Origin of the sequence: Micromonospora sp. DT81.3, assembly GCF_049847225.1 — a bacterium.
Classification (GTDB): Bacteria; Actinomycetota; Actinomycetes; order Actinomycetales; family Microbacteriaceae; genus Microbacterium.
Genome location: NZ_JBNCNY010000001.1, coordinates 129610 through 151888, shown reverse-complemented (window position 1 = coordinate 151888; position 22279 = coordinate 129610). Strand labels below are relative to the sequence as shown.

Here is a 22279-nt window from a genome sequence, read left to right as displayed (position 1 = left end):
GCGGCCCCGAGCTAGCCGCTCAGCGGCCGCGCTCCGACGAGCTGCATGAACACCACGATGTTGTCCGGGGCATGGGCGTCGGCATCCAGCCCGTTGGGGCGGAAGCAGCTGACGAGTGCGAGCCGACCGGGAACGATCGCCGCGACGCGCGGGTCTTCGGAGAAGTCCGACTTCGACATCGTGATGATGTCGTTGACGCTGTAGGTCATGACACCGTATCGGGTCGTGACGGTCGCCTCGTCGCCGATCTCGACGTCGCGAAGTCCGTTGAAGACGGCCGGCTGCGTCCACGTATGTCCGAACAGGTACACCGTGTTCGTCGCGTGGCTGCCTGCCAGCGCATCTTCGATGCCGGAGTACCACGAGATGGAATCGAGGCGCGGTGGGTTGATACCGCCGTCCGCCTCTGCGTCGGCAGCGGTGTACTCCTCGACGCCGCCGTCGATCCCTGCGGCAGGAAAGGTGAGGTGCGTGGGGGGCCCGACCGGCACGGCCGCCGTCGGAGCGCCGAGGTTCGGCGAGGCCGCAGATGCGCCCTGCGTGGCGGACGGCGAGGCGGCGTCATTCGCCCGCTGAGAGATGTTCTCGGGCGGCGGCGTCGCACAACCGGCGAGCGTGCCGACGAGGGCGGCGGACGCCAGAGCGACCGCCACCCTCATCGCGCTCGATCTCAGTTTCGCCGAGCCCACTGGAACAGGCCGGCCGACAGCAGCACGGCCATCACGCCGACGATGCCGGCGATCGTGAGCGCCGGCCACGAAGAGGCCACGAGGGCTCCGTCGGTCTGGCTCGACGGCAGCTTGTTCGTGCCGGGCGCCGCCACGGCGACGGGGTGAACCGGGGCTGCGGGCGCCGCGCCGGGTGCGGGCGGCGTGCCCGGGTCGACCGGCGGGGGCGGCGGCGGCGCGTCGCAGCCCGTGACGGTGATCCGCGGGTCCGGGAAGCGGACCGGGCCCGACGTGTACTCGAAGGTGCCGTCACCCGGAACGTCCGATCCGAACGCCGTCGCCGTCACCCTGCCGAGGTCCGCGCAGGTGTAGCCCGGAAGTTCCGCGGTGAACACTCTCGTCTCACCGGGGGCATACTCGCTCGGCCCGAAGTCGAAGATCTCGCCGTCCGGCGCTCCGATCGTTGCGGATGCGTATGCGTCCACCGCGGAGGTGTTCGTCGTGATGACGGAGACGGTTGCCCCCTCATCCGTGAAGGCGATGGTGACGGTGCCCTCGCCGGTGATCGGCTCTGCCGCCGACGCCGAGGCGCCGCCCGCCAGTGCCAGAAGCACCGATCCGGCGACCGCGACGGCCGCCAGCTTGGCTGGTCCGCGGCGCGCCGCGAACCCCTTGGATGTATGCACAGTTGTTCCCCCCTGTAGGTGTGCGAAGACAGGGCGGAGCAACGCAGAACGTACCGCAATCCTTGCGGGGTGTCTCGACCGGCGAGGTCTTGCCCTGAAAGTGGATGGTGCGATGGATCTGTGGTGCACCCCGAGGCTACAACGGAATATGCCGCGACACGCAACCGGGGACCGGGCGGAGACGTAACACGCTCCTACCGCGGCATGAAGCACGCGCACGGGGCGCTGTCAATGGCTTTACCGGTTGAAGTCCGGTCGGAGATGCTGGAGTAGATGACTGACGTGAGTTTCTCGAGCGCCGCCGTGGGGGAGCTGCTCGATGGACGCTACCGCCTGGAGCAGCTCATCGGCACCGGGGGGATGGCGTCCGTGTACCGTGCGACGGACGAGACGCTCGGTCGCACCGTCGCGATCAAGGCTTTCCATCCCGGCGCAGCCGGATCGGCGGATGTCGTGCGGCGCGAGTCCGAGAAGCGGCTGCTCGCCTCGCTCAGTCACCCGGCGCTCGTGACCCTCTTCGACGCCCATCTGTCCAACGACGACGGCGCCTACCTCGTGATGGAGTACGTCGACGGCGGCACCCTCGAGGCCCGCATCGAACAGGGACCGATCGCGCCGATCGACGTCGCGGCCCTCGGCGCGGATCTGGGCGAGGCGCTGCACGTCGCACACGCCGCGGGCATCGTGCACCGCGACGTGAAGCCGTCGAACGTGCTCCTCCGCCCGCCGCTCATCTCCGACCACAGCTTCCGCGCCATCCTGGCCGACTTCGGCATCGCCTACCTCGTCGACACGGCGCGCGTCACGACGCCGGGCATGGCGATGGGCACGGCCGCCTACATCGCCCCGGAACAGGTGCGCGGCGCCGAGCCGACGCCGGCATCCGACATCTACTCGCTGGGACTCGTTCTCATCGAATCGCTCACGGGAACGCGCGCTTTCCCGCAGCAGTCCCCGCACGAGGCGGTCGCCGCACGACTGTCGATGCCGCCGGTGATCCCCGGGACGTTCGGCTACCGGTGGCGGTCTCTGCTCACCGCCATGACGGCGCTCGATCCGCAGGACCGGCCGACGGCCCTCGAGGTCGCCGCGCGCGCACGCAAGCTCGAGTACGACGACGTCCCGCCCGATGTGACGGGCTACGTGCCGGACGACGCAGATGCCGTCGGCAGCGACTCTGCGGTGGACGGTTTCGTCGCGTCAACAGCCGTGCCGCGGCAGCTCACCGCGGCGACCGCGCTGCTGCCCCGCGGAGCGGAATTCGCGGTGCCGGTGTCCCCGTCCGTCGCACGTTCGGGTGACCCGATCACGGCGGGCGCGTCCCGGCGCGGACGCCTGTGGATCGCTCTCGGCGCCGCGGCGGCCGTCGTCGCCGGGCTGATCGTGGCGGTCATCGTGTGGACGGGCACGGCATCGACGCCGCCCGCACCGCCGGCGCTTCCGCAGCTCGAGGAGCCGCTCGACTCCCACCTGGATCAGCTGCTCGATGAGGTGACACCGTGACGCCGCGCCGGCTCGCCTCCGGTCTGCTGGGCACGCTGCTCGCCGCCGCCGCGATCGTCGCCGGAGCCCTTACCGGATGTGCGCCCTCGTCCACGGACCTCTCCCACGCGGTGGCGGAGACGATGCAGCAGAGCGTGGTCTCCGTCGCCGAGTCCGCGGCCGCAGGCGACTCCCCGGCGGCGCTCGCCACTCTCGATCAGCTTCAGGCGCAGCTGGACGGTGCGCTCGCGAACGGCGACGTCAGCCCCGCCCGCGCCGCGGCGATCCAGAGCGCGATCGACCTGGTGCGCGCGGACCTTCAGCCGCCCCCCGCGCCGGAGCCAGAGCCGACGCCGGTCGACACGGGCGGTACGACCGTCGACACCGGCGGTACCGACACCGGCGGCCTGCCCGACACGGGCAACGAGAACTCGGGGCCTGGAAACAACAACGGCAACGGCAACGGCGACAACGGCAACGACAAGCCGGGCAAGGGCAAAGGCAAGGGCTAGTCCGGCAACCGACGGCTGTCCCGCCGCCACCACTATTCGTTCGATCCCAAGGAGAGCACATGCCCGGAAAGTTCAACCTCGACGTCGCCACGATCGGTCAGATCCTCGATGACCCGCAGGCGAAGGCGATCGTGGATGACGTCGTGCCGGGGATGAGCGATAACCCCATGGTGTCGATGGTGAGGGGCATGTCGGCGAGTTCGGTGCTCGCGATGGCCGGGAGCCAGGTGGATGGCGCAAAGGTGGCCGAGCTGCGCGAGCGGCTCTCGGCGCTGTAAACGATGCACCCTGGATGCACCCGCCGTCCTCACGAGGGCAACGGGTAGATCCGGCGAAGCACGAGGCGCTGACCGAGCGTCCAGCTCACCGTGACGACGAGGTAGATCGCTGCGGCGAGCGGCACCATCGTGGCGACCACCGCCGTCGTGAACTGCAGTGCCCCGACGAGCCTGAGCGGTCCCGGAACGGAGGCCGCGTCATCCGCAGGCCGGAATGCGCGTCGAGTCCCCTCGGCGACCAGCGCGATGATCAAGACGATCGCCCCGAAGAGCGCGCAGGTGGCCGGGTCCGAGGCCCCGGTGGTGAGGGTGCCCACGAGGCTGGCGCCCAGCGGCACTCCACCGAGTTCAGCGGTCAGCAGCGCGTTGGCGTGGCCGGCGATGGACGGGTGCAGGAAGACGGCGTAGAGCACGCCGATGATCGGCGCCTGGATCAGGATGGGTGCGCATCCGGTGAGCGGCGACGCGTTCTCGTCGGCATAGAGTCGCATCGTCTCGCGACGGAGGCGCTCTGGGTCATCACGGTGGCGCCGCTGGAGGGCGCGCAGGCCGGGTGCCAGCCGGGCCCTGGTCTGATCGGCCTTGGCCTGCGCGATGCCCGTCGGTACGAGCATCGCGCGCACGAGCAGGGTGACCAGCACGATAGCGGCGGCGGCCGCGCTCGTTCCGGTGAGGGGCTGGAGAGTGGCGGCGACCCAGAGCAGGGCGCCGGAAGCGGCTTCGAGCAGCGCAGCGAGCGGTGCGAGGGTGAAGGGGTCCAAGACGATGTCCGATCGGGAGAGGGTGGGCGTGGGCGCGGAGCGGCCACGAACACCCCACGAACACCGACGGCGCCCGTCACAGAGCGGGCACACCGAGCGCGCGGTGCCTAAGCGGCCGAAGCCGCGAAGCCCGGAGCGCGAGGCCGGGAATGGCCGGGCGCGCCCGGATCGCTCTGTGTGAGAGCGACGGAGATGTCGATGGATCGACGGGCACAGGAGAGCGAGCCGGACCGGCCACCGGAGCCAGGAAGTGCACGCCGCACAAGAGCGAGAACGGCGAAGACGACGGATGCCAGAACGAGCGCCACGGCGGTGCCGGCATCCCCGGTGGAGACCAGGCCGGCCGATGCCAGCGCGAACGCGAGAAGGGAGGGCATGGCCGCGATCGTCCGGAGCACGCCGCACCTCCTCATCCAGTCGGTCACCTCACGCTACCAACGGGCGCCCCTCGCGGCCAGGGCCGTTCCGGTGCGCCGGGTTCCCGCCCCGCACGCCCACGCGCCCGCGCGCTGCGAAAATCGCCGCGAGCGCCGAAAAGTCGCGCAGCGCCCGACAGGAACTGCAGTGCCGCCGCGCAGAGGCCGGGCGGCGTCGTCGTTCTCGAACCGGAAGGAGTCAGCCGGGCGGCGTCGGCGGTGCAGCGCCCGGGTCGTCGGATACCGGGCCCGGCTCGCTCGGACTGCCGGGCGCAGGGGACGCGCCGAGGACCACGGCATCCGACTTGCGAGGGGCGAGGAAGAGGTTCGCGAGGTAGCCGGTGAACGTGCCGAAGATGCCCACTCCCACGATGATGATCACCGTACCGACCAGTCTCCCGGCGTTTGTAACCGGATACTTGTCTCCGTAGCCGACCGTGGAAATGGTGACCATCGTGAACCACAGCGCATCCGATGCGGTGGTGATGTTCGCCCCTCGTGCATACTGCTCGATCGCCAGAATCCCGATGCTTCCGAACTCCAGCACGAGGATGCCCATCAGCAGCAGAACGAGCAGCGCACTGTTCGCGCGGTCTCTGATGATCGTCCGCCAGACGCCGCGAGCGCCCTTCTTGCCCAGCAGCTGATTCACCTGGACGAGGCGGAAGACGCGCAGCAGCTTGAACACGGGGAATGGGATACACGACAGGAGATCGGCCCATCCGAACTTACGGAAGAAGTACCGACCGCGCGCTGGTGCCGTCTTGAGTCGATAGAGGAAGTCCCCGAAGAAGATGAGGCTCAAGAGCCCATCGATCACCGCCAGCACCAACTGCAGGTCCGGGTCGGCGAGGAACACGAACACGAGCACGAGGTTCACGATGGCGAGCGCCGACAGCGCTCCAATGAAGATCTCATAACTGGTGTTCTTCAGCTCTCCGCGCGGCCTCGCCATGCCTGGATTCTGGCACAGCGATGGGAGCACTCCTGCTCGCACGCGCGCCCCTCCGCTGTGATCACACAGATGAGGTGATGTGCCGGCCAGCCGGCGTGGGGACGATGGACCTGCACACTCGTGCGTGGTGAAGAGAGCGTTGGAGGGCGGGTACAGATGAGTGACTACGATCTGGCGGAGCTGGGACCGGTGGACTATCTGGTCGTCGAGTTCCCCGAGGGGCAGCAGAATTTCACGGGTGAGCTGGCGGAGGAGCTGGTGCGGCTTTCGGAGGCGGGCACGATCCGTGTGATCGATGTCCTGATCCTGGTGAAGGATGCCGACGGCAGCGTCGACGCCATGGAGCTTTCGGATGCCGGTGAGCTCGGCGCGCTCGTGCAGCTCGAGACCGAGCTGGCAGAGCTGCTTGCCGCCGACGATGTCGAGCATCTGGCCTACGCGATGGACCCGGGCAGCGTCGCGGGTGTGCTGGTGTACGAGAACCTGTGGGCGGCGCCGTTCGCGTCGGCCGCACGGCGGGCCGGCGGGCAGCTGATCGCCAACGGCCGCATCCCCATCCAAGCGATCATCGCCTCGATCGAGGCCGATGACGCACTCGAGACGACAGGAGCCTGACATGTTGAGAGCAGCACGAGTGGGACGGGTCGGCGTGATCGGCGCCCCCGTGGCCAGGGCCGCGGTCGTCACCGCGGCGGTCAAACCGGGCCCTTCGCCTCTCGCCAAGGCGGCCGTGGTGGGTGCAGTGGTGACGCCCGGACGCCGGCGCATCTGATGAGTGACATCAATCTCGACGAACTGGGACCGGTTGACTACTTGGTGGTCGAGTTCCCGGCCGGCCAGCAGAACTTCACCGGGGAGATCGCAGAAGAGCTGGTGCGGCTCTCGGAATCGGGCACGATCCGGGTGCTCGATGTGCTGCTCCTCATGAAAGACGAAGCCGGCGACGTCGACGTGCTGGAACTGTCGGACGGCGGAGGAGTCGATGAGATCGTGCAAATGGAATTGCAGCTCGCGGACCTTCTCGCAGCGGAGGATCTCGCCAACCTGGCCATCGAGATGGGGCCGGGCAGCGTCGCGGGTGTTCTCGTCTACGAGAATGTCTGGGCGGCGCCGCTCGGATCAGCCGCCCGACGAGCCGGTGGTCAACTGGCCGGTGGTGGCCGCGTTCCCATCCAGGCGCTCATCGCCGCCGCAGCGGGCGATGACCAGGATTCCAGCGACGGCTGAACTCTCCGAACACAACGCAGAAGGCCCGCAGGTGCGACAGACGCCCTGCGGGCCTTCGCGGTCGGTGGGCCGGCCTACTTGCCCTCGCGCCAGTCGTTGCTCTCGATGTTGGAGCCGCCCTGCGGGCCCATCTGCAGCATCCCACCGTCGACCACCCACGATGCCCCGGTGACGTACGACGAACCGGGGGAGGCGAGGAACGCGACGACCGACGCGATCTCCCGAGCGTCGCCGGGCCGGCCGAGCGGCACACCGGGTCGTTCCACACCGTGCGGATCGACGTCCTCCTGGTCGGTCATCGGGGTGGCGATCTCGCCGGGGGCCACCGAGTTCGCGGTGATGCCGTTGCTGCCCAGCTCCAGCGCGAGCGTCTTCATCAAACCCCCGAGGCCGTGCTTGGCGGCGTCGTATGCCGCGGATCCGACGCGCGGCTGATGCTCGTGCACGCTCGTGATGGCGATCAGGCGTCCCTCTTGGCCGGCGTCGACCATGTGCCGCGCGGCCCGCTGCAGGCAGATGAATGCGCCCTCCAGATCGACCGAGACGGTGTGGCGCCATTGCTCCAGGGTCAGCTCCAGGAAGGGCGCATTGTCGCCCGTGCCCGCGTTGTTCACGAACACGTCGAGGCCGCCCAGCTCACCGATGAGGGAATCGACGACATCGCCGCACGCCGGGATGTCGCTCGTGTCCAGGCGAGCCACGACGGCGTTGCGGCCGTACGAGCGCACCTCTTCGGCGGTCTGCTGCGCGCCCTCCTCATCGGTGTGCCACGTGATGCCCACGTCCATGCCGCCGGCCGCGAGCGCGACGGCGGTCGCCTTGCCGATGCCCGAGTCCGAGGCGGTCACGATTGCGCGTGTCGGTGTGAATGTCATGCGGCGACCTTGCCGGGCCCGTCGAAAGCCCGATACGGGGTTGACAGGGCGCGAGCCGCTGTTCAGCATGCGCCCGACTGGCCGCTAGCACTCGGTTCGGGGCCTCGCAAGCCACTGTCCGGAGGCCCGGGTCGCGGCAAAGGTGGCCGTCATGGGAGCAACGAAATCCGCCGCGCGCGCGGTGAGAAGAGTGTGGCAGCAGGTCGCAGAAGGCGTCTACCGCATCGATCGGGCACACGTGAACTGCTATCTCGTGGTGACCCCCGATGGCATGACGCTGGTCGACGCGGGTCTGCCCGACAGCTTCAGCGGCCTCCGGGTGGTGCTCGCCTCGTTCGGTGCGAAACCCTCGGACATCGACGCCGTCGTGCTGACCCACGGTCACTTCGACCACGTCGGCATGTCGTCACGGCTCACGCACGAGCACCACGTTCCCCACTTCGTGCACGACGAGGATCGAAAGCTCGCCCGGCATCCGTATCGCTACGATCACGAGGCTCCGCGAGCGGGGTACCTCCTGCGCTACCCGAAGGCCATCCCCGTCATCGCCGGGATGGCGACGGCCGGCGCGCTGTCGGTGCGCGGCATCGAGGCCGCGGGCGCCCTCCATCCGGATCAGCCCATGGACGTGCCGGGGCGGCTGGTCCCCGTGTGGAGCCCCGGGCACACCTACGGCCACTGCGGCTTCACTCTGCCCGGCTCGGGCATCCTCTTCGCCGGCGATGCTCTGGTGACCCTCGATCCGTACACCGGCGAGACCGGCCCGCGGATCGTGGCGAAGGCGGCGACCGCCGACAGCGAGAGGGCCCTCGCCTCGCTCGATGCGCTGGAGGCCACCGGGGCCCGGACCGTGCTGCCCGGACATGGCGAGCCGTGGCAGCAGGGCATCGCCTTGGCCGTCAGCGCGGCTCGCGCGGTGGGTGCCGAGTGATCGGTTCGACGCCCCGGCCCTGCCACATGAGCGGGGCCTTTTCAAGCACTGCCGGATGCCGCGGCCCTCGCCGTAGTGTCGCACGAAACGGGTGCGGCGAGCGTCGCGCACCGATGGCGAGAGGAGAGGACCGATGTCGCGCAACGTGAGGGTGCTGAAATGCAGCCCGGCCGACGTCTTCGCGGTGCTCGGGAACGGCTGGCTCTACCCGTCGTGGGTGGTCGGCGCGTCCCGCATGCGCGATGTGGACGAGTCGTGGCCGCGCCCGCACTCCCGCCTCCACCACTCCTTCGGCGTGTGGCCCGTGCCCATCGACGACAAGACGGAATCGCTGGAGTGGGACCCCCCGCGTCGGGCGGTGATGAAGGCCCGCGGCTGGCCGGTCGGGGAGGCTCGCGTCACGCTCGATGTGAAACCCCGAGGGGCCGATGGCTGCATCGTCCGGATCCAGGAGGAGGCGGTCTCCGGCCCCGCCACACTGGTTCCTGCGCCGCTCATGGATGTGATGCTGCACTGGCGCAACACCGAGACGCTGCACCGCCTCGCCTACCTGGCGGAGGGCATCGGCAGAGGGTCGGCATCCGAACTGAGCACCGCCGAGCGCGAGTCGCTCGGCGCGGCCGCCGATGGGTGAGGTGGATGCCACGGTCGTGGGCGCCGGCCCGAACGGGTTGGCGGCGGCCGTCACCCTTGCGCGCGCCGGGCTCAAGGTGCGTGTCTTCGAGCGTGCCACGCAAGTGGGCGGAGGCTCGGCCACGAAGGAGCTGACGCTGCCGGGGTTCGCGCACGACGTGTGCTCCGCGATCCACCCGATGGCGTTCGAGTCGCGCTTCTTCCGCGAGTTCGGACTGACGGAGCGGATGCGGTTCGTCACCCCCGAGCTGTCGTTCGCCCACCCTCTGGACGGGGGTCGTGCCGGCCTCGCCTATCGCGATCTCGCCCGCACCCGCGAGGCGCTCGGCCGAGACGGACGGGCGTACGAGAGCCTGCTGCGCCCGCTGGTCGAGCGTGCCGGCCGGGTCGCGGACTTCACGGGCTCGACGCTCCTGCGCGTGCCGCCCGATCCGATCACCGCCATCGCGTTCGGGCTCGCATCCCTCGAGCAGGGCTCGCCGCTCTGGCAGCGCCGGTTCTCCGAAGACGCCGCTCCCGCCATGCTCACGGGCGTCGCGGCGCACACGATCCTCCCGCAGCCGAGCCTGGTGGGAGCCGGTGCGGGTCTCGCCCTCACCGCCTACGCGCACGCCCGGGGTTGGCCTGTACCCATCGGCGGCAGCCAGTCCATCATCGACGCCATGGTCGAGGACCTCCGGGCGTACGGCGGCGAGGTGATCACCGGCCATGACGTCGCGTCGCTCGAGGAGCTGCCGCCCTCGCGCGTCACCCTGCTGGATGTCACCCCCCGGGCGTTCACGCGGATCGCATCGCGCACGATCCCGACCCGGTACCGCCGGGCCCTGGAGAGGTTCCGCTACGGTGCGGGATCGGCGAAGGTCGACTTCGCCCTCTCCGAGCCCGTCCCCTGGACGAACCCCGCCCTCAGGGAGGCGGGCACGCTGCACGTGGGCGGCACCCGTGAGGAGGTCGCGGCATCCGAGAACGCGGTGACCAAAGGCAGGCTCAGCGAGTCGCCGTACGTGCTTGTGGCGCAGCAGTCGCTCTTCGACGACTCTCGCGCGCCCGCCGGCCGGCACACCCTCTGGACGTACACCCACGTGCCCGCCGACTCGACGGCGGATCGCCGGGAGGCCGTCATCCGTCAGATCGAACGCTTCGCGCCGGGCTTCCGCGACACGATCCTCGCCGTGTCCTCGCGCACGGCCGTGGACGTGGCGCGGCACAATCCCAATTACGTCGGCGGCGACATCGCATCCGGTGCTCCGAGCCTTCGGCAGCTGGTGCGCCGACCCGTGCTCAGCCCCGACCCGTGGCGCACGCCGATCCCCGGGGTGTACCTCTGCTCGGCGTCGGTGACGCCCGGTCCGGGGGTGCACGGGCTCGTCGGGTGGCACGCGGCGCTGAGCGCCCTGCGTCACGAGTTCGGAACGCGCGCGCTCCCGGACCTCTCGCCCCGTGAACCGGTGCGAGGAGGCACTCGATGAAGCACCAGACCACGGCGGGGAAGACGGACCGCACCGCGCGAAAGGGCAGGGTCATCGTCATCACCGGCGCATCGAGCGGCATCGGCCGCGCCACCGCGCGGGCGTTCGCGTCACGCGGCGATCGGCTGGTGCTCGCGGCGCGGAACGAGCGCTCGCTCCAGGTTGTCGTCGAAGAATGCACGGCACGGGGCGGCGAGGCGATCGCGGTGCGCACCGACGTCAGCGACGAAGAGCAGGTCCTCGCGCTCGCACGAGCGGCCGTGAACGCCTACGGCCGGATCGACGCGTGGGTCGGCGCGGCATCCGTCATGAGCTTCGGGACCTTCGAGCAGACCCCGTCGGCGATCTTCACCCAGGTGATCGAGACCAACCTGATGGGGCAGGTGCACGGCGCCCGCGCGGCGCTGCGCCAGTTCCGCCGCCAGGGTGCGGGCACACTCATCATGGTCGGCTCCCTCTATTCGGAGGTCGGGTCGCCCTACATCTCGCCGTACGTCACCAGCAAGTTCGCGACGCTCGGGCTCGCCGAGGTCCTGCGGCAGGAGCTCCGTCGCTCGCGGGCCATCCACGTCGTCGCCGTTCTCCCGGCGTCGATCGACACGCCGATCTACCAGCACGCCGCCAACTACACGGGACGGCACGTTCACCCCCTGGTGCCGATCTCCGCCCCCGAGCGCGTCGCCAAGGCCATCGTGCGCTCGCTCGGGCACCGGCGGCCGGTGGTGGTGGTCGGCCGGACCCAGCGCATCGCGACCGCCCTGCACGGAATCGCGCCCGGTCTGTACGACCGCCTCACGTCGCTGGCGCAGGAGTCCCTCGCGCTGCGAGGCAGGGGAGCGCCCCGCTCCAGCGGCACGGTGCTCACCCCCGGCACGGACGACGGCGGCGTCACGGGCGGCTGGCGCTCGACGCCGTTGCGGGTGCTCGGTGTCGGGGCGGTGGCGGGAGCTGGTGCCCTCTACCTGCGCCGCCGGCTCAGCTGAAGCCTTCGCGCTGGGTGTCCTCGGCCGCCACCCGAACACCGTAGTGATAGGCGAGCTTGCCGCCGAGCCACCCGGAGGCACCCAGGGCGGCGAGGCCGACGACGGTGAGGATGAGGCCGAGAATGCTGACGTCCTCGTGGTCGCTGCCGGCCCGCACGAAGTAGTTGATCGCGAACAGCACCACGGCCGCGAGATTGAGGATCATGTGGATCGTGCCGGTGCGGCGAGCCGGGGTGCCGGCCGCGAGCTGCCGGTAGTCCATGAACCCCCACACGGCGGCCAGCAGTGCGCCGATGATGCCGATCGCGATCAGCACCTGCGCACCGACGGCGTACGGCTCGGCGTCCTCTGCGAACAGCCCGAGGACGTCGAACACCAGGCTCGCCGTCCACGTGCCGATCGGGATAGTGACGAGGATCGGGTGGAAGGGATGCCCGTACGGTCCTGCCAGGGCGTTGAGGGGGCGCTTGGCCCGCATGAGGGGTGAGGTGCGGTCGTCCACGGTGTCCTCCGTATCGGGTGGATCGCCAGGCTAAGCGGCGACTCCGCCGCTCCCGCAGGGGCTTGACACGGTGGGCGGTGGCGGTCAGGCGCCCGTCATCCGCTTCAGCGTCAGGGCATTGCGCACCGCGTGCCCCTCGCCGTCGTTGTTGAAGTAGGCGTACACGTCGTGGCGGGTGTCCCGCCACTCGCGGATGCGCTCGGACCACCATTCCAGGTCGTCGTCGGAGTACGAGCCGGCATAGAGGTGCTCGGAACTCGGCCCGTGCAGCCGCACGTAGGCGATGTCGGTCGTGGCGCGCAGGATGCAGGAGAGACCCGCGCCGCTCATCACGCAGTACGCGGCGCGGTGACGCGACAGCAGGTCGAAGACCTCGTCGGTCTCCCACGACGGATGCCGGAACTCGACGCAGACGCGCATCCACTCGGGCACGCGCTCCAGAAAGTACGCCAGGCGCTCATCGTCACGCTCCATCTTCGGCGGCAGCTGCACGAGCACGACCGCGCGCTTGTCGCCCAGCTCGTGCAGGCCGGCGGCGATGCGCGTCAGCCACTCCTCCGGCGCATAGAGCTTGCGCGCGTGGGTGAGCCCCCGCGGCGCCTTGACCGTCATCGCGAATCCGGGGGGAAGGCGCCGGTTCCAGCTCTCGAAGCGCGGTGGAGCCGGCCAGCGGTAGAAGCTGGCGTTGAGCTCCACCGTGTCGAAGACGCTGACGTAGCGCTGCAGCCGCTCTCTGGGCGGCATCCCGGGAGGATAGAGCACTCCCGCCCAATGGTCGTAGCTCCATCCGGACGTGCCGATCCGCACCGTCACGGGCGCGTTCCGCCCTCGTGGCGGTGCGGCGGCACCACGCGGTCAGTCGCGATCGAACAGGTCGTCGTCGGCGTCGTCGGGGTCGGCGGCGAGCCGGTCGGCGTCGGCGCTGTCGATCAGGTCGTCGTTCGCGTCGGGATCGAGCACCTCTCGGTCATCCACCTCGCGTGTCGCGGCGTCGTCATCCTGCGAGCCGAACGCGGCGGCGGCGGCGAGGCCGCCGGCGGGCGGGATGGGATTGGAGCTTGACATGGACATCGGTTCTCCTTTCGTTGCGCCAACGGTAGGCCGGTCCGCTCGTGCGGCGAACGGGCTTGACCGCCGCGCTCGGGCGCGCTAATCGTGCTCCCGCGGGGACGTCCGCGGCATCCGTTCGGATGCGGGACCGACGGGGTCGCGTAGGCTCGGGGCCGTGTCGCACGCGCTTTACGACGGCCCCATGGACCGTGCCCTCGCGCTCGCCGCGGAGGCGGCGGCCGACGGCGAGGTGCCGGTGGGTGCGGTGGTGACGGATGCCGGCGGCCGCATCATCGGCCGGGGGCGCAACCGCCGGGAGCAGACGACCGATCCCACGGCTCACGCCGAGATCGTCGCGATGCGCGAGGCCGCGGCATCCACCGGCTCGTGGAACTTGGGGGGCTGCACACTCGTCGTCACGCTGGAACCGTGCGTGATGTGCGCCGGCGCGCTGCTGCAGGCCCACCTCTCCCGACTGGTGTTCGGGGCGTGGGACGAGAAGGCGGGAGCTGCCGGGTCGGTGTATGACGTCGTGCGCGACCGTCGGCTGCCCTACAGGGCCGAGGTTGTGGGCGGCGTGCGCGAGGCGGAGGCGGCCGCGCTGCTCAGGGAGTTCTTCGAGGCCCGACGGTAAGGCGCGGCGGGCCGGGTCAGTCGCTGGACTTCAGAACGATGGCGTCGGTCTGCAGCGCCTGTTGACCGGGACGGTAGATGTCGGGCTCGAAGTACAGCACGCGGGCGGTCGGCACGGCGGCACGCACGCGGGCTTCGATGAGGTCGATCTCGGCGGCCACCTCGGCCAGGTGCTTGTCGCCGGCGAAGCCGAGCTTGGCAGCGACGAGCATCTCGTCCGGTCCAAGGTACAGCGTCTTCATGTGGATCAGGCGCGGGGCGTCGGGAGTGCCCTGGATCGCCCGCACGATCTCGTCATGCTCGCGCTCGGTCGCGCCCTCGCCCACGAGCAGGCTGCTCGTCTCCATACCGAGGATGATCGCGATCACGATGAGCAGCGTGCCGATGAAGAGCGTGCCGATGGCGTCGAAGACCCCGTTCCCGGTGATCCAGGTGAGCGAGACGCCGGCGAGCGCGAACATCAGTCCGACGAGGGCGCCCACGTCCTCGAGCAGCACGACGGGCAGCTCCGGCGCCTTCGCGCGGCGCACGAACGAGACCCATGACTGCCCCGACTCCCGTACCAGATTGCTCTCCTTGACGGCCGTGCGGAGCGAGAAGGACTCGAGCCCGATGGCGACGAGCAGGATGACGACCGGCAGCCACGGCATGTTCAGCGGGTGCGGGTGCGCGAGCTTCTCGATGCCCTCGTAGATGGAGAAGAGACCGCCGACCGAGAACAGGATGATCGAGACGACGAACGCGTACACGTACCGCTCACGCCCGTAGCCGAAGGGATGCTCCTTGTCGGCCGCCCGCTTGGCGCGGCGCCCGCCGAGCAGCAGCAGCAGCTGATTGCCCGAGTCGGCGACGGAGTGGACGGACTCCGCCAGCATCGAGCTCGACCCGGAGATCAGGTAGCCGATGAACTTGGCGACGGCGATGCCCATGTTGGCCAGGAACGCCGCGATGATCGCTCTGCCGCCGCCGGATGCACTCATGCGACGAGTCTACGGAGCAGTGCGCGGGACCGCCTCAGTCCTCGGACTTCAGGATGAAGGCCTCCGTCGGCGGGTTGGGGTCGGTTCCCGGGTCGACCGCCCTCGGCCCGATGTGGGTGAGCAGGGCATGCCGGAATTCGTCGGGGCGCTCCAGATTCGGGGTGTGGCCTGTGTCCTCGAAGAGCGCCTCGGTCACCGAGCCGCCGGCCGCGGAGTAGGCGTGCAGCACGTCGCGCATCTGGCTCACCATCTGCTGTGCGGGTGCCACGTCCTCGCCCGGCCAGCCGGGGATGATGCCGAGCTTCCCCAGGTAGTTGACGTCGAAGAACGACTCATCCGAGATGATGGCGTCGGAGTCGCCGTGGATCCAGAGGATGGGCGGCTTCTCTTCGAGGTCGACGATGCCTGCGACGTTGTAGTACTTCGGCGACAGTGTGTTCAGCACACCGACGCGTCCGGGGGCGAAACCCGGCCAATTCGGGGAGTGCTCCGAGTCTCCCGGATAGTTCCCCGTCGCGGTCGAGGTCGTCAGCATGGACTCGACCCAGACGTCCTCTTGGGCGGTCACGAAGCCGGGAGCCACATACGAGGCGCGGAAGACGTTGCGCGGCGAGGTCTGTGCCTCGTCGGTGGTGTCCTTGTCTGTGAGGCGCAGCACGAAGTCGGGATTCGCGCTGCCGGCGCCCGTGCCCGCGTCGTCGTCGGTCAGTCGCGACCCGTCACGCCGCGTGCCGCCGAAGCCGTAGGGCGACACGGGCGCCTCCAGGGTGAGGGTCAGCGCCTGGTGCTCGAGCGCGTATTGCATCACGACTCCCGCGCCCAGTGACCAGCCGACGAGATGGGCCGTGGGGATCTCCAGCGCCTCGAGGGTGGCGTGGATGTCGTCGCTGTAGTCCCGCAGGCCACGAGTGGCGTCGACGGGCGCGTGCTCGCTCGCACCGTATCCGCGAAGGTCGATGGCGATCACCCGCAGGTCGTTCGGAAGATCGAGCATCGTCGGCATGAAGAAGAGGCTGGAGGAGACATTGCCGTGCACGAAGACGACGGTCTTGGCCGGGTTCGCCGCGGGGTCGTCTCCCACGCGTTCGAGGATGCCGACGGCGATGCCCGGGATGTCGAGAACGCGCTGCGTGATGCCGGGAAAGAGGGTCATGGTCGTCCTTCGTTGCGTGCACGAGGGGCCCCTGCGCCCCTCCCCGCTCACGAGCATAGACCCGCCTCAGTTCGGCATGAATCGACTCTCAGGTTCGGCCGCCGCCAGGCAGCGACCGCTCGTACGACATTCGCGTCCGTGCCGGCCGGGGGAGCGGTACATAGGATGGCGCCATGCCTTCCGAACTCCTCGCCCTCCCGCCCGTCGCCATCCTCGGAGCCGGTTCGATGGGCGGGGCGATCGCTCAGGGGCTGGCGCGCTCGGGCGTGGCGACGGCGGGCGTCACCGTGACCAATCGCACGCAGGAGAAGGCGGCGATGCTCTGGGGTCTCGAGAACGTCACCAGCATCGCGCTGGAGGACCGCGCCCATGGCAACACGGAGGCAGCCGCATCCGCCGACATCGTGCTCATCGGCGTGAAGCCGGCCATGGTTTCCGACCTGCTCCGCGAAATCGCGCCGCATGTTCGACCAGGCGCGGTGGTGGTGAGCCTGGCGGCGGGAGTTCCCATCGCCACGTTCGAGTCGATCCTCGGCGCGGAGATCGCGGTGGTCCGTTCGATGCCCAACACGCCCGCCGTGGTCGGCGAGGCGGTCACCGGCCTGTCCGCCGGGACGGGTGCCTCTGCAGGAGACCTGAGCCTCGTCCGGGCGCTGTTCGAGACCGTCGGCACGGTGATCGAGGTGCCGGAGTCCCAGATCGACGCGCTGTCCACGATCTCGGGATCGGGCCCTGCGTACTTCTTCCTGCTGGTCGAGGAGTTCACGAAGGCCGCGACCGGCAAGGGGTTCACCGAGGCCGAGGCCCGGCTGATGACGGAGCAGACCTTCATCGGCGCCGCCGCGCTGCTCCACGCATCCGGAGAAGAACCCGCCGAGCTGCGCCGCCGGGTCACGAGCCCGAAGGGCACGACCGAGAGGGCCATCGGCGTGCTGCAGGAGGCGCGCCTCGACGAGGTCTTCGCGAAGGCGACGGATGCCGCGCTCGCCCGTGCCCGGGAGCTCGCCGCCGGCTCCTGAGAGTCCTGCTGCGGACCGCGCCCGCGCTGCCGCCCGGGCCGCCCCTGCATCAGCTTCGGAAAATGTTGCGAACATCGGCCGGGATCACCGGAATCTTCCGAGGAACGCGACATTCGCCGAAGTTGGTGCGCCGCGGTGAGCAGCGGGCGCCCCAGCGTGCGCCGCCGCGTCAGCGGTCGAGCGCCGCGAAACGCTCGATGTCGCTGTTGGTTCCTGACACGATGATCAGGTCGTGGTTCGTGACCACCGTGTTCGCCTCCGCATACCGGAACGGCTTGCCGGGCGACTTCACGCCGACGACCGTCACGTTGTACTTCGAGCGCACGCCCGACTCGTTGAGGCCGACGCCGCGGATGAACTTCGGCGGATAGAGCTTCGCGAGGGCGAAGTCGTCGTCGAACCGGATGAAGTCCAGCATCCGCCCGCTCACGAGGTGGGCGACGCGCTCGCCCGCCTCTCGCTCCGGGTAGATCACGTGGTTCGCGCCGACCCGCGCGAGGATCTTGCCGTGCGACTGCGAGACCGCCTTCGCCCAGATCTGCGGGACCTTGAGGTCGACGAGATTGGCGGTGATGAGGACGGATGCCTCGATCAGCGATCCGACCGCGACGACGGCGACCTGGAAGTCCTGCGCCCCGATCTGCCGCAGGGCATCGATGTTGCGGGCGTCGGCCTGCACGGTGTGGGTGACCCGCTCCGACCACTTCTGCACCAGCTCGAGGCTGTCATCGATCGCCAGCACTTCTCGATCGAGGCGGTCGAGCTCGCCGGCGCACGCGGCGCCGAAGCGACCGAGTCCGATCACCAGAACGGGCGCGTCGCCCCGGATTCGCTCAACCAACGATCGGCCTTTCCACTGGCAGCGAGTAGAGCTGCGAACGGGATGTCGCGGCCACGGCCGCGGCGAGTGTCACTGTACCAATGCGGCCCATGAAGATCGTCACGGCCATGACGTAGATCCCGGGGTCGCTGAGCTCGGCGGTGAGCCCCGTCGAGAGGCCGACGGTCGCGAAGCCGGAGATCACATCGAAGAGCACATCCGCGACGTCCGCCTGGCTGATCTGGGAGATGATGATCGTCGAGAGTGCGCAGATCGTGGCGCCCCACGCGACGACGGACAGCGCCACGCGCTGCACATCGCTCGGGATGCGGCGGCCGAACACCTCGACGGATTGCCGTCCCTTGGCCTCCGACCATACGGCGAGGGCGAGCACGGCGAGGGTCGTCACCTTGATGCCGCCGGCGGTGGACGCTGAGCCGCCGCCCACGAACATCAGCATCGACCCCACGACGAGCGAGGACCCGTGCAGTTCGCCGACGTCTATGACGGAGAAGCCTCCGGAGCGGGTCATCGCCGAGAGGAACAGCGCTTGGAAGCTGGAGTCCCAGAAATTGAGCGCGCCGAAGGTCTTCGGGTTGTTGTACTCCAGCACGGTGAACGCAACGGCTCCGGCGAAGAAGAGGAACACGGTGGTGATCATGGTGATCTTCGCGTGCAGCGACCACTTGCGCACGTGCCAGACGTGCCTCCACAGGGTGTAGATCACGGGGAAGCCGATCGACCCCAGGAAGACGCCCGTCATGAGGACGGTGAGGAAGAAGTAGTCGTTGGCGAACGCGGCGATGCCGCCGGGATTCGGCGCGAATCCGGTGTTCGTGAACGCCATCGCGGCGTAGAACGGCGCCTCCCAGAGCGCCGTGAGCGGATCCACACCGCCGATCAGCAGCGACGGGTAGAGGAGGATGGCCAGGCCGGCTTCGATGACCAGGGTCGAAAGCGCGACGGTGACGAGCAGCTGGCCGACCTCCCCCAGTCGCACGGTCTGTCCCTCGTTCATCGGGCCGGCGTGGCTGCGGGCCGGGTTGGAGTCGCTGGCGGCGATGAGCTTCGCCCGCAGTCCGAGCCGCTTCGAGATGACCAGCCCCAGGATCGACGCCAGAGTGAGCACGCCCAGGCCGCCGATGTTGACGCCGACGTAGATGATCGCCTTGCCGAAGCCGGAGTAGTGCGTTGCGATGTCGACCGTCGAGAGACCGGTGACGCAGATCGTCGAGACCGCGGTGAAGAGCGCGTCGGCAAGGGCCGTGCGGCGGCCATCGGCGGCGGCGGCGGGCAGGGAGAGCAGCGCCGTGAAGATCAGGATGAGGGCGACGAACACCACCACTGCAAACCTCGCAGGGGATGTCGTGGTGCGCGTGCGCACCCAGTCGAAGGCCTCCCGCCCCCGCATCCGCAGGGTCTGGCGGGGTCGCGCCTGGCCGGTTCGACCCGCCATGCGTCGCCCTCCTCGCTCCGAAGACGTTGTCATGGTACTCCGGCCATCACCCGACTAACCTAAGCACATGGCCGACATCTTCGACGTGATCGCCGACGGAACGAGGCGCGACATCCTGCAGCTTCTGCTTGACCGGGCCAGTGCCGGTGAGCAGTCCGGCACGAGTGTCTCGCACATCGTCAGCCGTCTCGGCATCAGTCAGCCGACGGTGTCCAAGCACCTCAAGGTGCTGCGCGATGCGGGGCTCGTCTCGGTGCGGGAAGAGGGTCAGCACCGCTACTACAGCCTGTCGTCGGCGCCACTCGAGGCGGTGGACGACTGGGTCGTTCCGTTCCTGATCAACGAGACGGATGTCGACGAGGACCTCGACGGGGATGGCGCCAATCACGCCCTGCCCGACGGAGCCGCGCACGCCGCAGAGGTCGTCGGCCGTGCCGCCGCATCGGCGAAGCACGCGGTCGCGTCCGCCCTGAAGCGGCTCGGGGCGTAGTCGCGAGAGCCGCCGTCAGGCGCCCGGGGTCGGGGTGGGGTTCGGCGTCGTCGTGTCGTCCTGCCGGTCCTGCCCGTCGCGGCGATCGCCATCGCCGGGACGACCCTGACCGGGACCCGCGTCGGGACCCCATCGGTGGAACCCGCCTTCGCCGGGTGCGCCGGGGCCGCCGCCCTCGTCGGCGGCGAATCCGCCGCGGGTGAGCGCGCCGACGCCCAGGCCGGTGGCGACGCCACCTCCGAACACGAGCGCGAGCAGCAGCGCACCTCCCGCCGCGACGGCGCCGATCAGCCAGCCGCGGGAGACCTTCTTCTCCGTCCGGGGAGGCGCCTGCGGCGGTGCACCCTGGGCGGTCGGGGTTCCGACCGCGGGAGCGCCCGCCGTCGGGGTCACGGGGTCGAGGGGGGCGGTATCGCGGGCTTCGGCATCGGGGGCTTCCGTATCGCGGGAGGCGGCATCGTGAGTGTTCGACATGCCGCCACCCTGCGTCTGCGGTCGAGGTATCCGTTATGGGCGGGTTATGGATCCGCTGGGAGTCAGCGGCGACCCGCCTTGCGGCGGAACAGCCACGCACCCCAGACCACAGCGCCCGTGAGGATCGCGACGCACCAGCCGAGCGCCCACCACGGCTCCGTCCCCATCGGCAGGTCGAACAGCAGCCCGCGGATGGTCTCGATGATCGGCGTGATCGGCTGGTTCTCGGCGAACCACTGCAGCCAGGTCGGCATCGTGTCGACCCGCACGAAGGCGCTCGAGAGGTAGGGCAGGAACAGGATGATGAAGCCGTATCCGCTCGCCGCCTCTGGGCTGCCCGCCGCGAGGCCGATCGCCGCGAAGAGGTAGGTGATGGTGAGGATGTAGAGAGCGATCATCGCGACCGCCCCGATCCAGCCCCACACGTCGGCCGTCGGGCGGAAGCCGACCAACAGGGCGACCCCGATCACGACCCCTGTCGCGAGCAGGTTGCGTACGAGGCTCGCCACCACGTGCCCCGTCAGCGCTGCGCCGCTGCGCAGCGGCATCGTGCGGATGCGATCGATGATGCCGCTCTTCATGTCCCCCGCGACATACACCGCGGTCGAGGCGGCGCCGAAGCCGGCGCAGAGCAGGATGATTCCAGGGACGACGTAATTCACGTAGCCGCCGGCCGGATCGATCGCGTTGCCGAAGACGAACGTGAACAGCAGCATCAGCATGATCGGCAGCATGATCGCCATCAGCAGCGATTCGCCGTCCCGGAGAGAGTGGGTGAGACTGCGCTTCACGAACACCGACTCGGCGGTCAGGCCGGTGATGCGGGGGCGAAGAAGGGTCGCGGTGGTCATCGCTGCTCCTGAAGGTGCACGGGGCGGCCGGCGCCCGGATCGGTGAGGGTGAGGAAGACGTCATCGAGGCTCGGCCGCCGCAGTGTGACCGTTCCCTCGGCACCGCTGCGGTCGAGTTCGTCGAGTGCGCGGCGGAGCCCCCCGACAGTTCCGTCCGTGGGGATCTCCCTGATCGGCTCGCCGGCGGCATCGCGCACCTCGACGGTCTCGACGCCGACCGCGGCTTTGAGCTGGTCGGGTGTGCCGGTCGCGACGAGGCGTCCGGCGTCGAGCACCGCGATGCGGTTCGCGAGCTGATCGGCCTCCTCCAGGTACTGGGTGGTGAGCAGCACCGTGGTGCCGGCGTGGGCGAGGGATCGGATGACGTCCCACAGCTCCCGCCGGCTGCGGGTGTCCAGACCCGTCGTCGGCTCGTCGAGGAAGAGCACGCTGGGCGCGACGACGAAGCTGAGGGCGAGGTCGAGCCTGCGGCGCAGCCCGCCGGAGTACGACCCGACCCGCCGACCAGCGGCATCCGTCAGCGCGAAGCTTTCGAGCAGTTCCGCGGCGCGCGCCTTCGCCGTCGCCGAGGAGAGCCCCGAGAGCCGCCCCATCATCACGAGGTTCTCGGCGCCGGTGAGCACGTCGTCGACCGCGGCGGACTGCCCGGTGAGCGCGATGCGCTGCGTCACCCCGACAGGGTCGCGGGCGACGTCGCATCCGGCGACCACAGCGGAGCCCTCGTCGAGCTGGAGCAGGGTGGTCAGGATGTTGATCGTCGTGGTCTTTCCGGCGCCGTTGACGCCCAGGAGGGCGAAGACTTCGCCCGGCTGAACCGTGAAGGACAGGGCGTCCAGAACGCGTTGCGCACCGAACGATTTGCCGACCTCGACCACCTCGATTGCTGGTTGCATGAGTGGAGCCTTTCTGTGTGCGGGATAAACTGTTTATGACGGTAACACACTGTTTACGACATAAACAGTCCTAGACTGAGGT

Annotated in this window: 29 protein-coding genes; 13 read left to right on the top strand and 16 right to left on the bottom strand. The window is 69.6% G+C overall.

Annotated features, from left to right (window positions below):
* Nucleotides 1-11 precede the first annotated feature (11 nt).
* Nucleotides 12-653 (bottom strand): class F sortase, encoded by a 642-nt coding sequence (locus ACPW96_RS00760; RefSeq protein ID WP_425881654.1) that lies wholly within the window; start codon nt 651-653, stop codon nt 12-14.
* 17 nt (nt 654-670) lie between these two features.
* Nucleotides 671-1354, bottom strand: coding sequence for a hypothetical protein (locus ACPW96_RS00755; protein ID WP_425822627.1), 684 nt, complete (start codon nt 1352-1354; stop codon nt 671-673).
* Between the two features lie 273 nt (nt 1355-1627).
* Between ACPW96_RS00755 and ACPW96_RS00750 the strand changes: the two genes are divergently transcribed.
* From ACPW96_RS00750 to ACPW96_RS00740, 3 genes are read left to right on the top strand one after another with little or no spacing between them, the layout of a single operon-like run.
* Complete coding sequence (locus ACPW96_RS00750; RefSeq protein WP_425822629.1) at nt 1628-2857, top strand: serine/threonine-protein kinase; 1230 nt, start codon at nt 1628-1630, stop codon at nt 2855-2857.
* A complete protein-coding gene (locus ACPW96_RS00745) occupies nt 2854-3348 on the top strand; it encodes a hypothetical protein (RefSeq protein ID WP_425881653.1) in 495 nt (164 codons plus the stop codon). Before ACPW96_RS00750 ends, ACPW96_RS00745 begins: the two co-directional genes overlap by 4 nt.
* Nucleotides 3349-3407: 59 nt before the next feature.
* Nucleotides 3408-3626 (top strand): hypothetical protein, encoded by a 219-nt coding sequence (locus tag ACPW96_RS00740; RefSeq protein WP_425822633.1) that lies wholly within the window; start codon nt 3408-3410, stop codon nt 3624-3626.
* 29 nt (nt 3627-3655) lie between these two features.
* Here the strand turns inward: ACPW96_RS00740 and ACPW96_RS00735 are convergent, their stop codons facing one another.
* The 3 genes from ACPW96_RS00735 to ACPW96_RS00725 all read right to left on the bottom strand — a co-directional run bounded on the left by ACPW96_RS00735 (nt 3656) and on the right by ACPW96_RS00725 (nt 5758).
* On the bottom strand, nt 3656-4387 hold the full coding sequence (locus ACPW96_RS00735) for a YidC/Oxa1 family membrane protein insertase (RefSeq protein ID WP_425881652.1): 732 nt from the start codon (nt 4385-4387) through the stop codon (nt 3656-3658).
* Between the two features lie 107 nt (nt 4388-4494).
* Complete coding sequence (locus ACPW96_RS00730; protein WP_425881651.1) at nt 4495-4785, bottom strand: DUF6412 domain-containing protein; 291 nt, start codon at nt 4783-4785, stop codon at nt 4495-4497.
* A 217-nt stretch (nt 4786-5002) separates the two neighbouring features.
* Complete coding sequence (locus tag ACPW96_RS00725) at nt 5003-5758, bottom strand: potassium channel family protein (protein WP_425822639.1); 756 nt, start codon at nt 5756-5758, stop codon at nt 5003-5005.
* Nucleotides 5759-5914: 156 nt separating this feature from the next.
* Here ACPW96_RS00725 and ACPW96_RS00720 point away from each other — a divergent pair, with 156 nt between their 5' ends.
* Genes ACPW96_RS00720 through ACPW96_RS00710 form a run of 3 tightly spaced genes read left to right on the top strand, consistent with a single transcriptional unit; the run spans nt 5915 to nt 6985 of the window.
* Nucleotides 5915-6373 carry a DUF6325 family protein gene (locus ACPW96_RS00720; protein WP_425822641.1) on the top strand — a complete coding sequence of 153 codons (459 nt, stop codon included), beginning with the start codon at nt 5915-5917 and terminating at the stop codon, nt 6371-6373.
* Between the two features lies 1 nt (nt 6374).
* Nucleotides 6375-6530, top strand: coding sequence for a hypothetical protein (locus ACPW96_RS00715; RefSeq protein ID WP_425881650.1), 156 nt, complete (start codon nt 6375-6377; stop codon nt 6528-6530).
* Nucleotides 6530-6985 (top strand): DUF6325 family protein, encoded by a 456-nt coding sequence (locus tag ACPW96_RS00710; protein ID WP_425881649.1) that lies wholly within the window; start codon nt 6530-6532, stop codon nt 6983-6985. Before ACPW96_RS00715 ends, ACPW96_RS00710 begins: the two co-directional genes overlap by 1 nt.
* Before the next feature lie 74 nt (nt 6986-7059).
* On the opposite strand, the gene ACPW96_RS00705 is transcribed toward ACPW96_RS00710, so the two are convergent.
* Nucleotides 7060-7860, bottom strand: a complete 801-nt coding sequence (locus ACPW96_RS00705; protein WP_425881648.1) for an SDR family oxidoreductase — start codon at nt 7858-7860, stop codon at nt 7060-7062.
* Between the two features lie 151 nt (nt 7861-8011).
* On the opposite strand from ACPW96_RS00705, the gene ACPW96_RS00700 reads away from it, so the two are divergent.
* The 4 genes from ACPW96_RS00700 (at nt 8012) to ACPW96_RS00685 (ending at nt 11876) form a co-directional block, all read left to right on the top strand.
* Complete coding sequence (locus tag ACPW96_RS00700) at nt 8012-8791, top strand: MBL fold metallo-hydrolase (protein ID WP_425881647.1); 780 nt, start codon at nt 8012-8014, stop codon at nt 8789-8791.
* 133 nt (nt 8792-8924) lie between these two features.
* On the top strand, nt 8925-9425 hold the full coding sequence (locus ACPW96_RS00695; protein ID WP_425881646.1) for an SRPBCC family protein: 501 nt from the start codon (nt 8925-8927) through the stop codon (nt 9423-9425).
* Nucleotides 9418-10893 (top strand): phytoene desaturase family protein, encoded by a 1476-nt coding sequence (locus tag ACPW96_RS00690; protein ID WP_425881645.1) that lies wholly within the window; start codon nt 9418-9420, stop codon nt 10891-10893. Before ACPW96_RS00695 ends, ACPW96_RS00690 begins: the two co-directional genes overlap by 8 nt.
* On the top strand, nt 10890-11876 hold the full coding sequence (locus ACPW96_RS00685; RefSeq protein WP_425881644.1) for an SDR family NAD(P)-dependent oxidoreductase: 987 nt from the start codon (nt 10890-10892) through the stop codon (nt 11874-11876). The genes ACPW96_RS00690 and ACPW96_RS00685 overlap by 4 nt, the downstream gene beginning before the upstream one ends.
* On the opposite strand, the gene ACPW96_RS00680 is transcribed toward ACPW96_RS00685, so the two are convergent.
* The 3 genes from ACPW96_RS00680 to ACPW96_RS00670 form a co-directional block, all read right to left on the bottom strand.
* Nucleotides 11869-12378, bottom strand: coding sequence for a DUF2231 domain-containing protein (locus tag ACPW96_RS00680; protein ID WP_425822657.1), 510 nt, complete (start codon nt 12376-12378; stop codon nt 11869-11871). The genes ACPW96_RS00685 and ACPW96_RS00680 overlap by 8 nt on opposite strands.
* Nucleotides 12379-12462: 84 nt before the next feature.
* Complete coding sequence (locus tag ACPW96_RS00675) at nt 12463-13122, bottom strand: DUF72 domain-containing protein (protein WP_425881643.1); 660 nt, start codon at nt 13120-13122, stop codon at nt 12463-12465.
* Nucleotides 13123-13233: 111 nt separating this feature from the next.
* Nucleotides 13234-13449, bottom strand: a complete 216-nt coding sequence (locus ACPW96_RS00670; RefSeq protein ID WP_425822661.1) for a hypothetical protein — start codon at nt 13447-13449, stop codon at nt 13234-13236.
* A 181-nt stretch (nt 13450-13630) separates the two neighbouring features.
* Between ACPW96_RS00670 and ACPW96_RS00665 the strand changes: the two genes are divergently transcribed.
* Complete coding sequence (locus tag ACPW96_RS00665) at nt 13631-14062, top strand: nucleoside deaminase (protein WP_425822888.1); 432 nt, start codon at nt 13631-13633, stop codon at nt 14060-14062.
* Between the two features lie 16 nt (nt 14063-14078).
* On the opposite strand, the gene ACPW96_RS00660 is transcribed toward ACPW96_RS00665, so the two are convergent.
* Together ACPW96_RS00660 and ACPW96_RS00655 are read right to left on the bottom strand one after the other, a co-directional pair.
* Nucleotides 14079-15041: a cation diffusion facilitator family transporter gene (locus ACPW96_RS00660; protein WP_425881642.1), complete on the bottom strand. Its 963-nt coding sequence runs from the start codon at nt 15039-15041 to the stop codon at nt 14079-14081.
* A gap of 34 nt (nt 15042-15075) precedes the next feature.
* Nucleotides 15076-16194 carry an alpha/beta fold hydrolase gene (locus tag ACPW96_RS00655; RefSeq protein WP_425881641.1) on the bottom strand — a complete coding sequence of 373 codons (1119 nt, stop codon included), beginning with the start codon at nt 16192-16194 and terminating at the stop codon, nt 15076-15078.
* 173 nt (nt 16195-16367) lie between these two features.
* On the opposite strand from ACPW96_RS00655, the gene proC reads away from it, so the two are divergent.
* Complete coding sequence (proC, locus tag ACPW96_RS00650) at nt 16368-17213, top strand: pyrroline-5-carboxylate reductase (RefSeq protein ID WP_425881640.1); 846 nt, start codon at nt 16368-16370, stop codon at nt 17211-17213.
* Between the two features lie 169 nt (nt 17214-17382).
* On the opposite strand, the gene ACPW96_RS00645 is transcribed toward proC, so the two are convergent.
* Both ACPW96_RS00645 and ACPW96_RS00640 read right to left on the bottom strand, forming a co-directional pair.
* On the bottom strand, nt 17383-18054 hold the full coding sequence (locus ACPW96_RS00645; RefSeq protein ID WP_425822669.1) for a potassium channel family protein: 672 nt from the start codon (nt 18052-18054) through the stop codon (nt 17383-17385).
* On the bottom strand, nt 18047-19489 hold the full coding sequence (locus tag ACPW96_RS00640; protein ID WP_425881639.1) for a TrkH family potassium uptake protein: 1443 nt from the start codon (nt 19487-19489) through the stop codon (nt 18047-18049). Before ACPW96_RS00640 ends, ACPW96_RS00645 begins: the two co-directional genes overlap by 8 nt.
* 67 nt (nt 19490-19556) lie before the next feature.
* Here ACPW96_RS00640 and ACPW96_RS00635 point away from each other — a divergent pair, with 67 nt between their 5' ends.
* Nucleotides 19557-19979, top strand: a complete 423-nt coding sequence (locus ACPW96_RS00635; RefSeq protein ID WP_425822671.1) for an ArsR/SmtB family transcription factor — start codon at nt 19557-19559, stop codon at nt 19977-19979.
* Between the two features lie 15 nt (nt 19980-19994).
* On the opposite strand, the gene ACPW96_RS00630 is transcribed toward ACPW96_RS00635, so the two are convergent.
* From ACPW96_RS00630 to ACPW96_RS00620, 3 genes are all read right to left on the bottom strand, one after another.
* Entirely contained in the window at nt 19995-20453 is a 459-nt protein-coding gene (locus ACPW96_RS00630) for a hypothetical protein (RefSeq protein ID WP_425881638.1), read from the bottom strand.
* A 62-nt stretch (nt 20454-20515) separates the two neighbouring features.
* Entirely contained in the window at nt 20516-21304 is a 789-nt protein-coding gene (locus ACPW96_RS00625) for an ABC transporter permease (RefSeq protein ID WP_425881637.1), read from the bottom strand.
* Nucleotides 21301-22197: an ATP-binding cassette domain-containing protein gene (locus ACPW96_RS00620; protein WP_425881636.1), complete on the bottom strand. Its 897-nt coding sequence runs from the start codon at nt 22195-22197 to the stop codon at nt 21301-21303. Before ACPW96_RS00620 ends, ACPW96_RS00625 begins: the two co-directional genes overlap by 4 nt.
* Between the last annotated feature and the right edge of the window lie 82 nt (nt 22198-22279).

Bases quoted from the DNA above. Each gene is read 5' to 3' on its own strand.
- ACPW96_RS00685 (WP_425881644.1), top strand. From the start codon at position 10,890: ATGAAGCACCAGACCACGGCGGGGAAGACGGACCGCACCGCGCGAAAG.
- ACPW96_RS00625 (WP_425881637.1), bottom strand. From the start codon at position 21,304: ATGACCACCGCGACCCTTCTTCGCCCCCGCATCACCGGCCTGACCGCC.
- ACPW96_RS00695 (WP_425881646.1), top strand. From the start codon at position 8,925: ATGTCGCGCAACGTGAGGGTGCTGAAATGCAGCCCGGCCGACGTCTTC.
- ACPW96_RS00720 (WP_425822641.1), top strand. From the start codon at position 5,915: ATGAGTGACTACGATCTGGCGGAGCTGGGACCGGTGGACTATCTGGTC.
- ACPW96_RS00690 (WP_425881645.1), top strand. From the start codon at position 9,418: ATGGGTGAGGTGGATGCCACGGTCGTGGGCGCCGGCCCGAACGGGTTG.
- ACPW96_RS00710 (WP_425881649.1), top strand. From the start codon at position 6,530: ATGAGTGACATCAATCTCGACGAACTGGGACCGGTTGACTACTTGGTG.
- ACPW96_RS00740 (WP_425822633.1), top strand. From the start codon at position 3,408: ATGCCCGGAAAGTTCAACCTCGACGTCGCCACGATCGGTCAGATCCTC.
- ACPW96_RS00630 (WP_425881638.1), bottom strand. From the start codon at position 20,453: ATGTCGAACACTCACGATGCCGCCTCCCGCGATACGGAAGCCCCCGAT.
- ACPW96_RS00675 (WP_425881643.1), bottom strand. From the start codon at position 13,122: ATGCCGCCCAGAGAGCGGCTGCAGCGCTACGTCAGCGTCTTCGACACG.
- ACPW96_RS00725 (WP_425822639.1), bottom strand. From the start codon at position 5,758: ATGGCGAGGCCGCGCGGAGAGCTGAAGAACACCAGTTATGAGATCTTC.
- ACPW96_RS00670 (WP_425822661.1), bottom strand. From the start codon at position 13,449: ATGTCCATGTCAAGCTCCAATCCCATCCCGCCCGCCGGCGGCCTCGCC.
- ACPW96_RS00655 (WP_425881641.1), bottom strand. From the start codon at position 16,194: ATGACCCTCTTTCCCGGCATCACGCAGCGCGTTCTCGACATCCCGGGC.
- ACPW96_RS00640 (WP_425881639.1), bottom strand. From the start codon at position 19,489: ATGGCGGGTCGAACCGGCCAGGCGCGACCCCGCCAGACCCTGCGGATG.
- ACPW96_RS00750 (WP_425822629.1), top strand. From the start codon at position 1,628: ATGACTGACGTGAGTTTCTCGAGCGCCGCCGTGGGGGAGCTGCTCGAT.
- ACPW96_RS00620 (WP_425881636.1), bottom strand. From the start codon at position 22,197: ATGCAACCAGCAATCGAGGTGGTCGAGGTCGGCAAATCGTTCGGTGCG.
- ACPW96_RS00665 (WP_425822888.1), top strand. From the start codon at position 13,631: ATGGACCGTGCCCTCGCGCTCGCCGCGGAGGCGGCGGCCGACGGCGAG.
- proC (WP_425881640.1), top strand. From the start codon at position 16,368: ATGCCTTCCGAACTCCTCGCCCTCCCGCCCGTCGCCATCCTCGGAGCC.
- ACPW96_RS00700 (WP_425881647.1), top strand. From the start codon at position 8,012: ATGGGAGCAACGAAATCCGCCGCGCGCGCGGTGAGAAGAGTGTGGCAG.
- ACPW96_RS00635 (WP_425822671.1), top strand. From the start codon at position 19,557: ATGGCCGACATCTTCGACGTGATCGCCGACGGAACGAGGCGCGACATC.
- ACPW96_RS00660 (WP_425881642.1), bottom strand. From the start codon at position 15,041: ATGAGTGCATCCGGCGGCGGCAGAGCGATCATCGCGGCGTTCCTGGCC.
- ACPW96_RS00705 (WP_425881648.1), bottom strand. From the start codon at position 7,860: ATGACATTCACACCGACACGCGCAATCGTGACCGCCTCGGACTCGGGC.
- ACPW96_RS00715 (WP_425881650.1), top strand. From the start codon at position 6,375: ATGTTGAGAGCAGCACGAGTGGGACGGGTCGGCGTGATCGGCGCCCCC.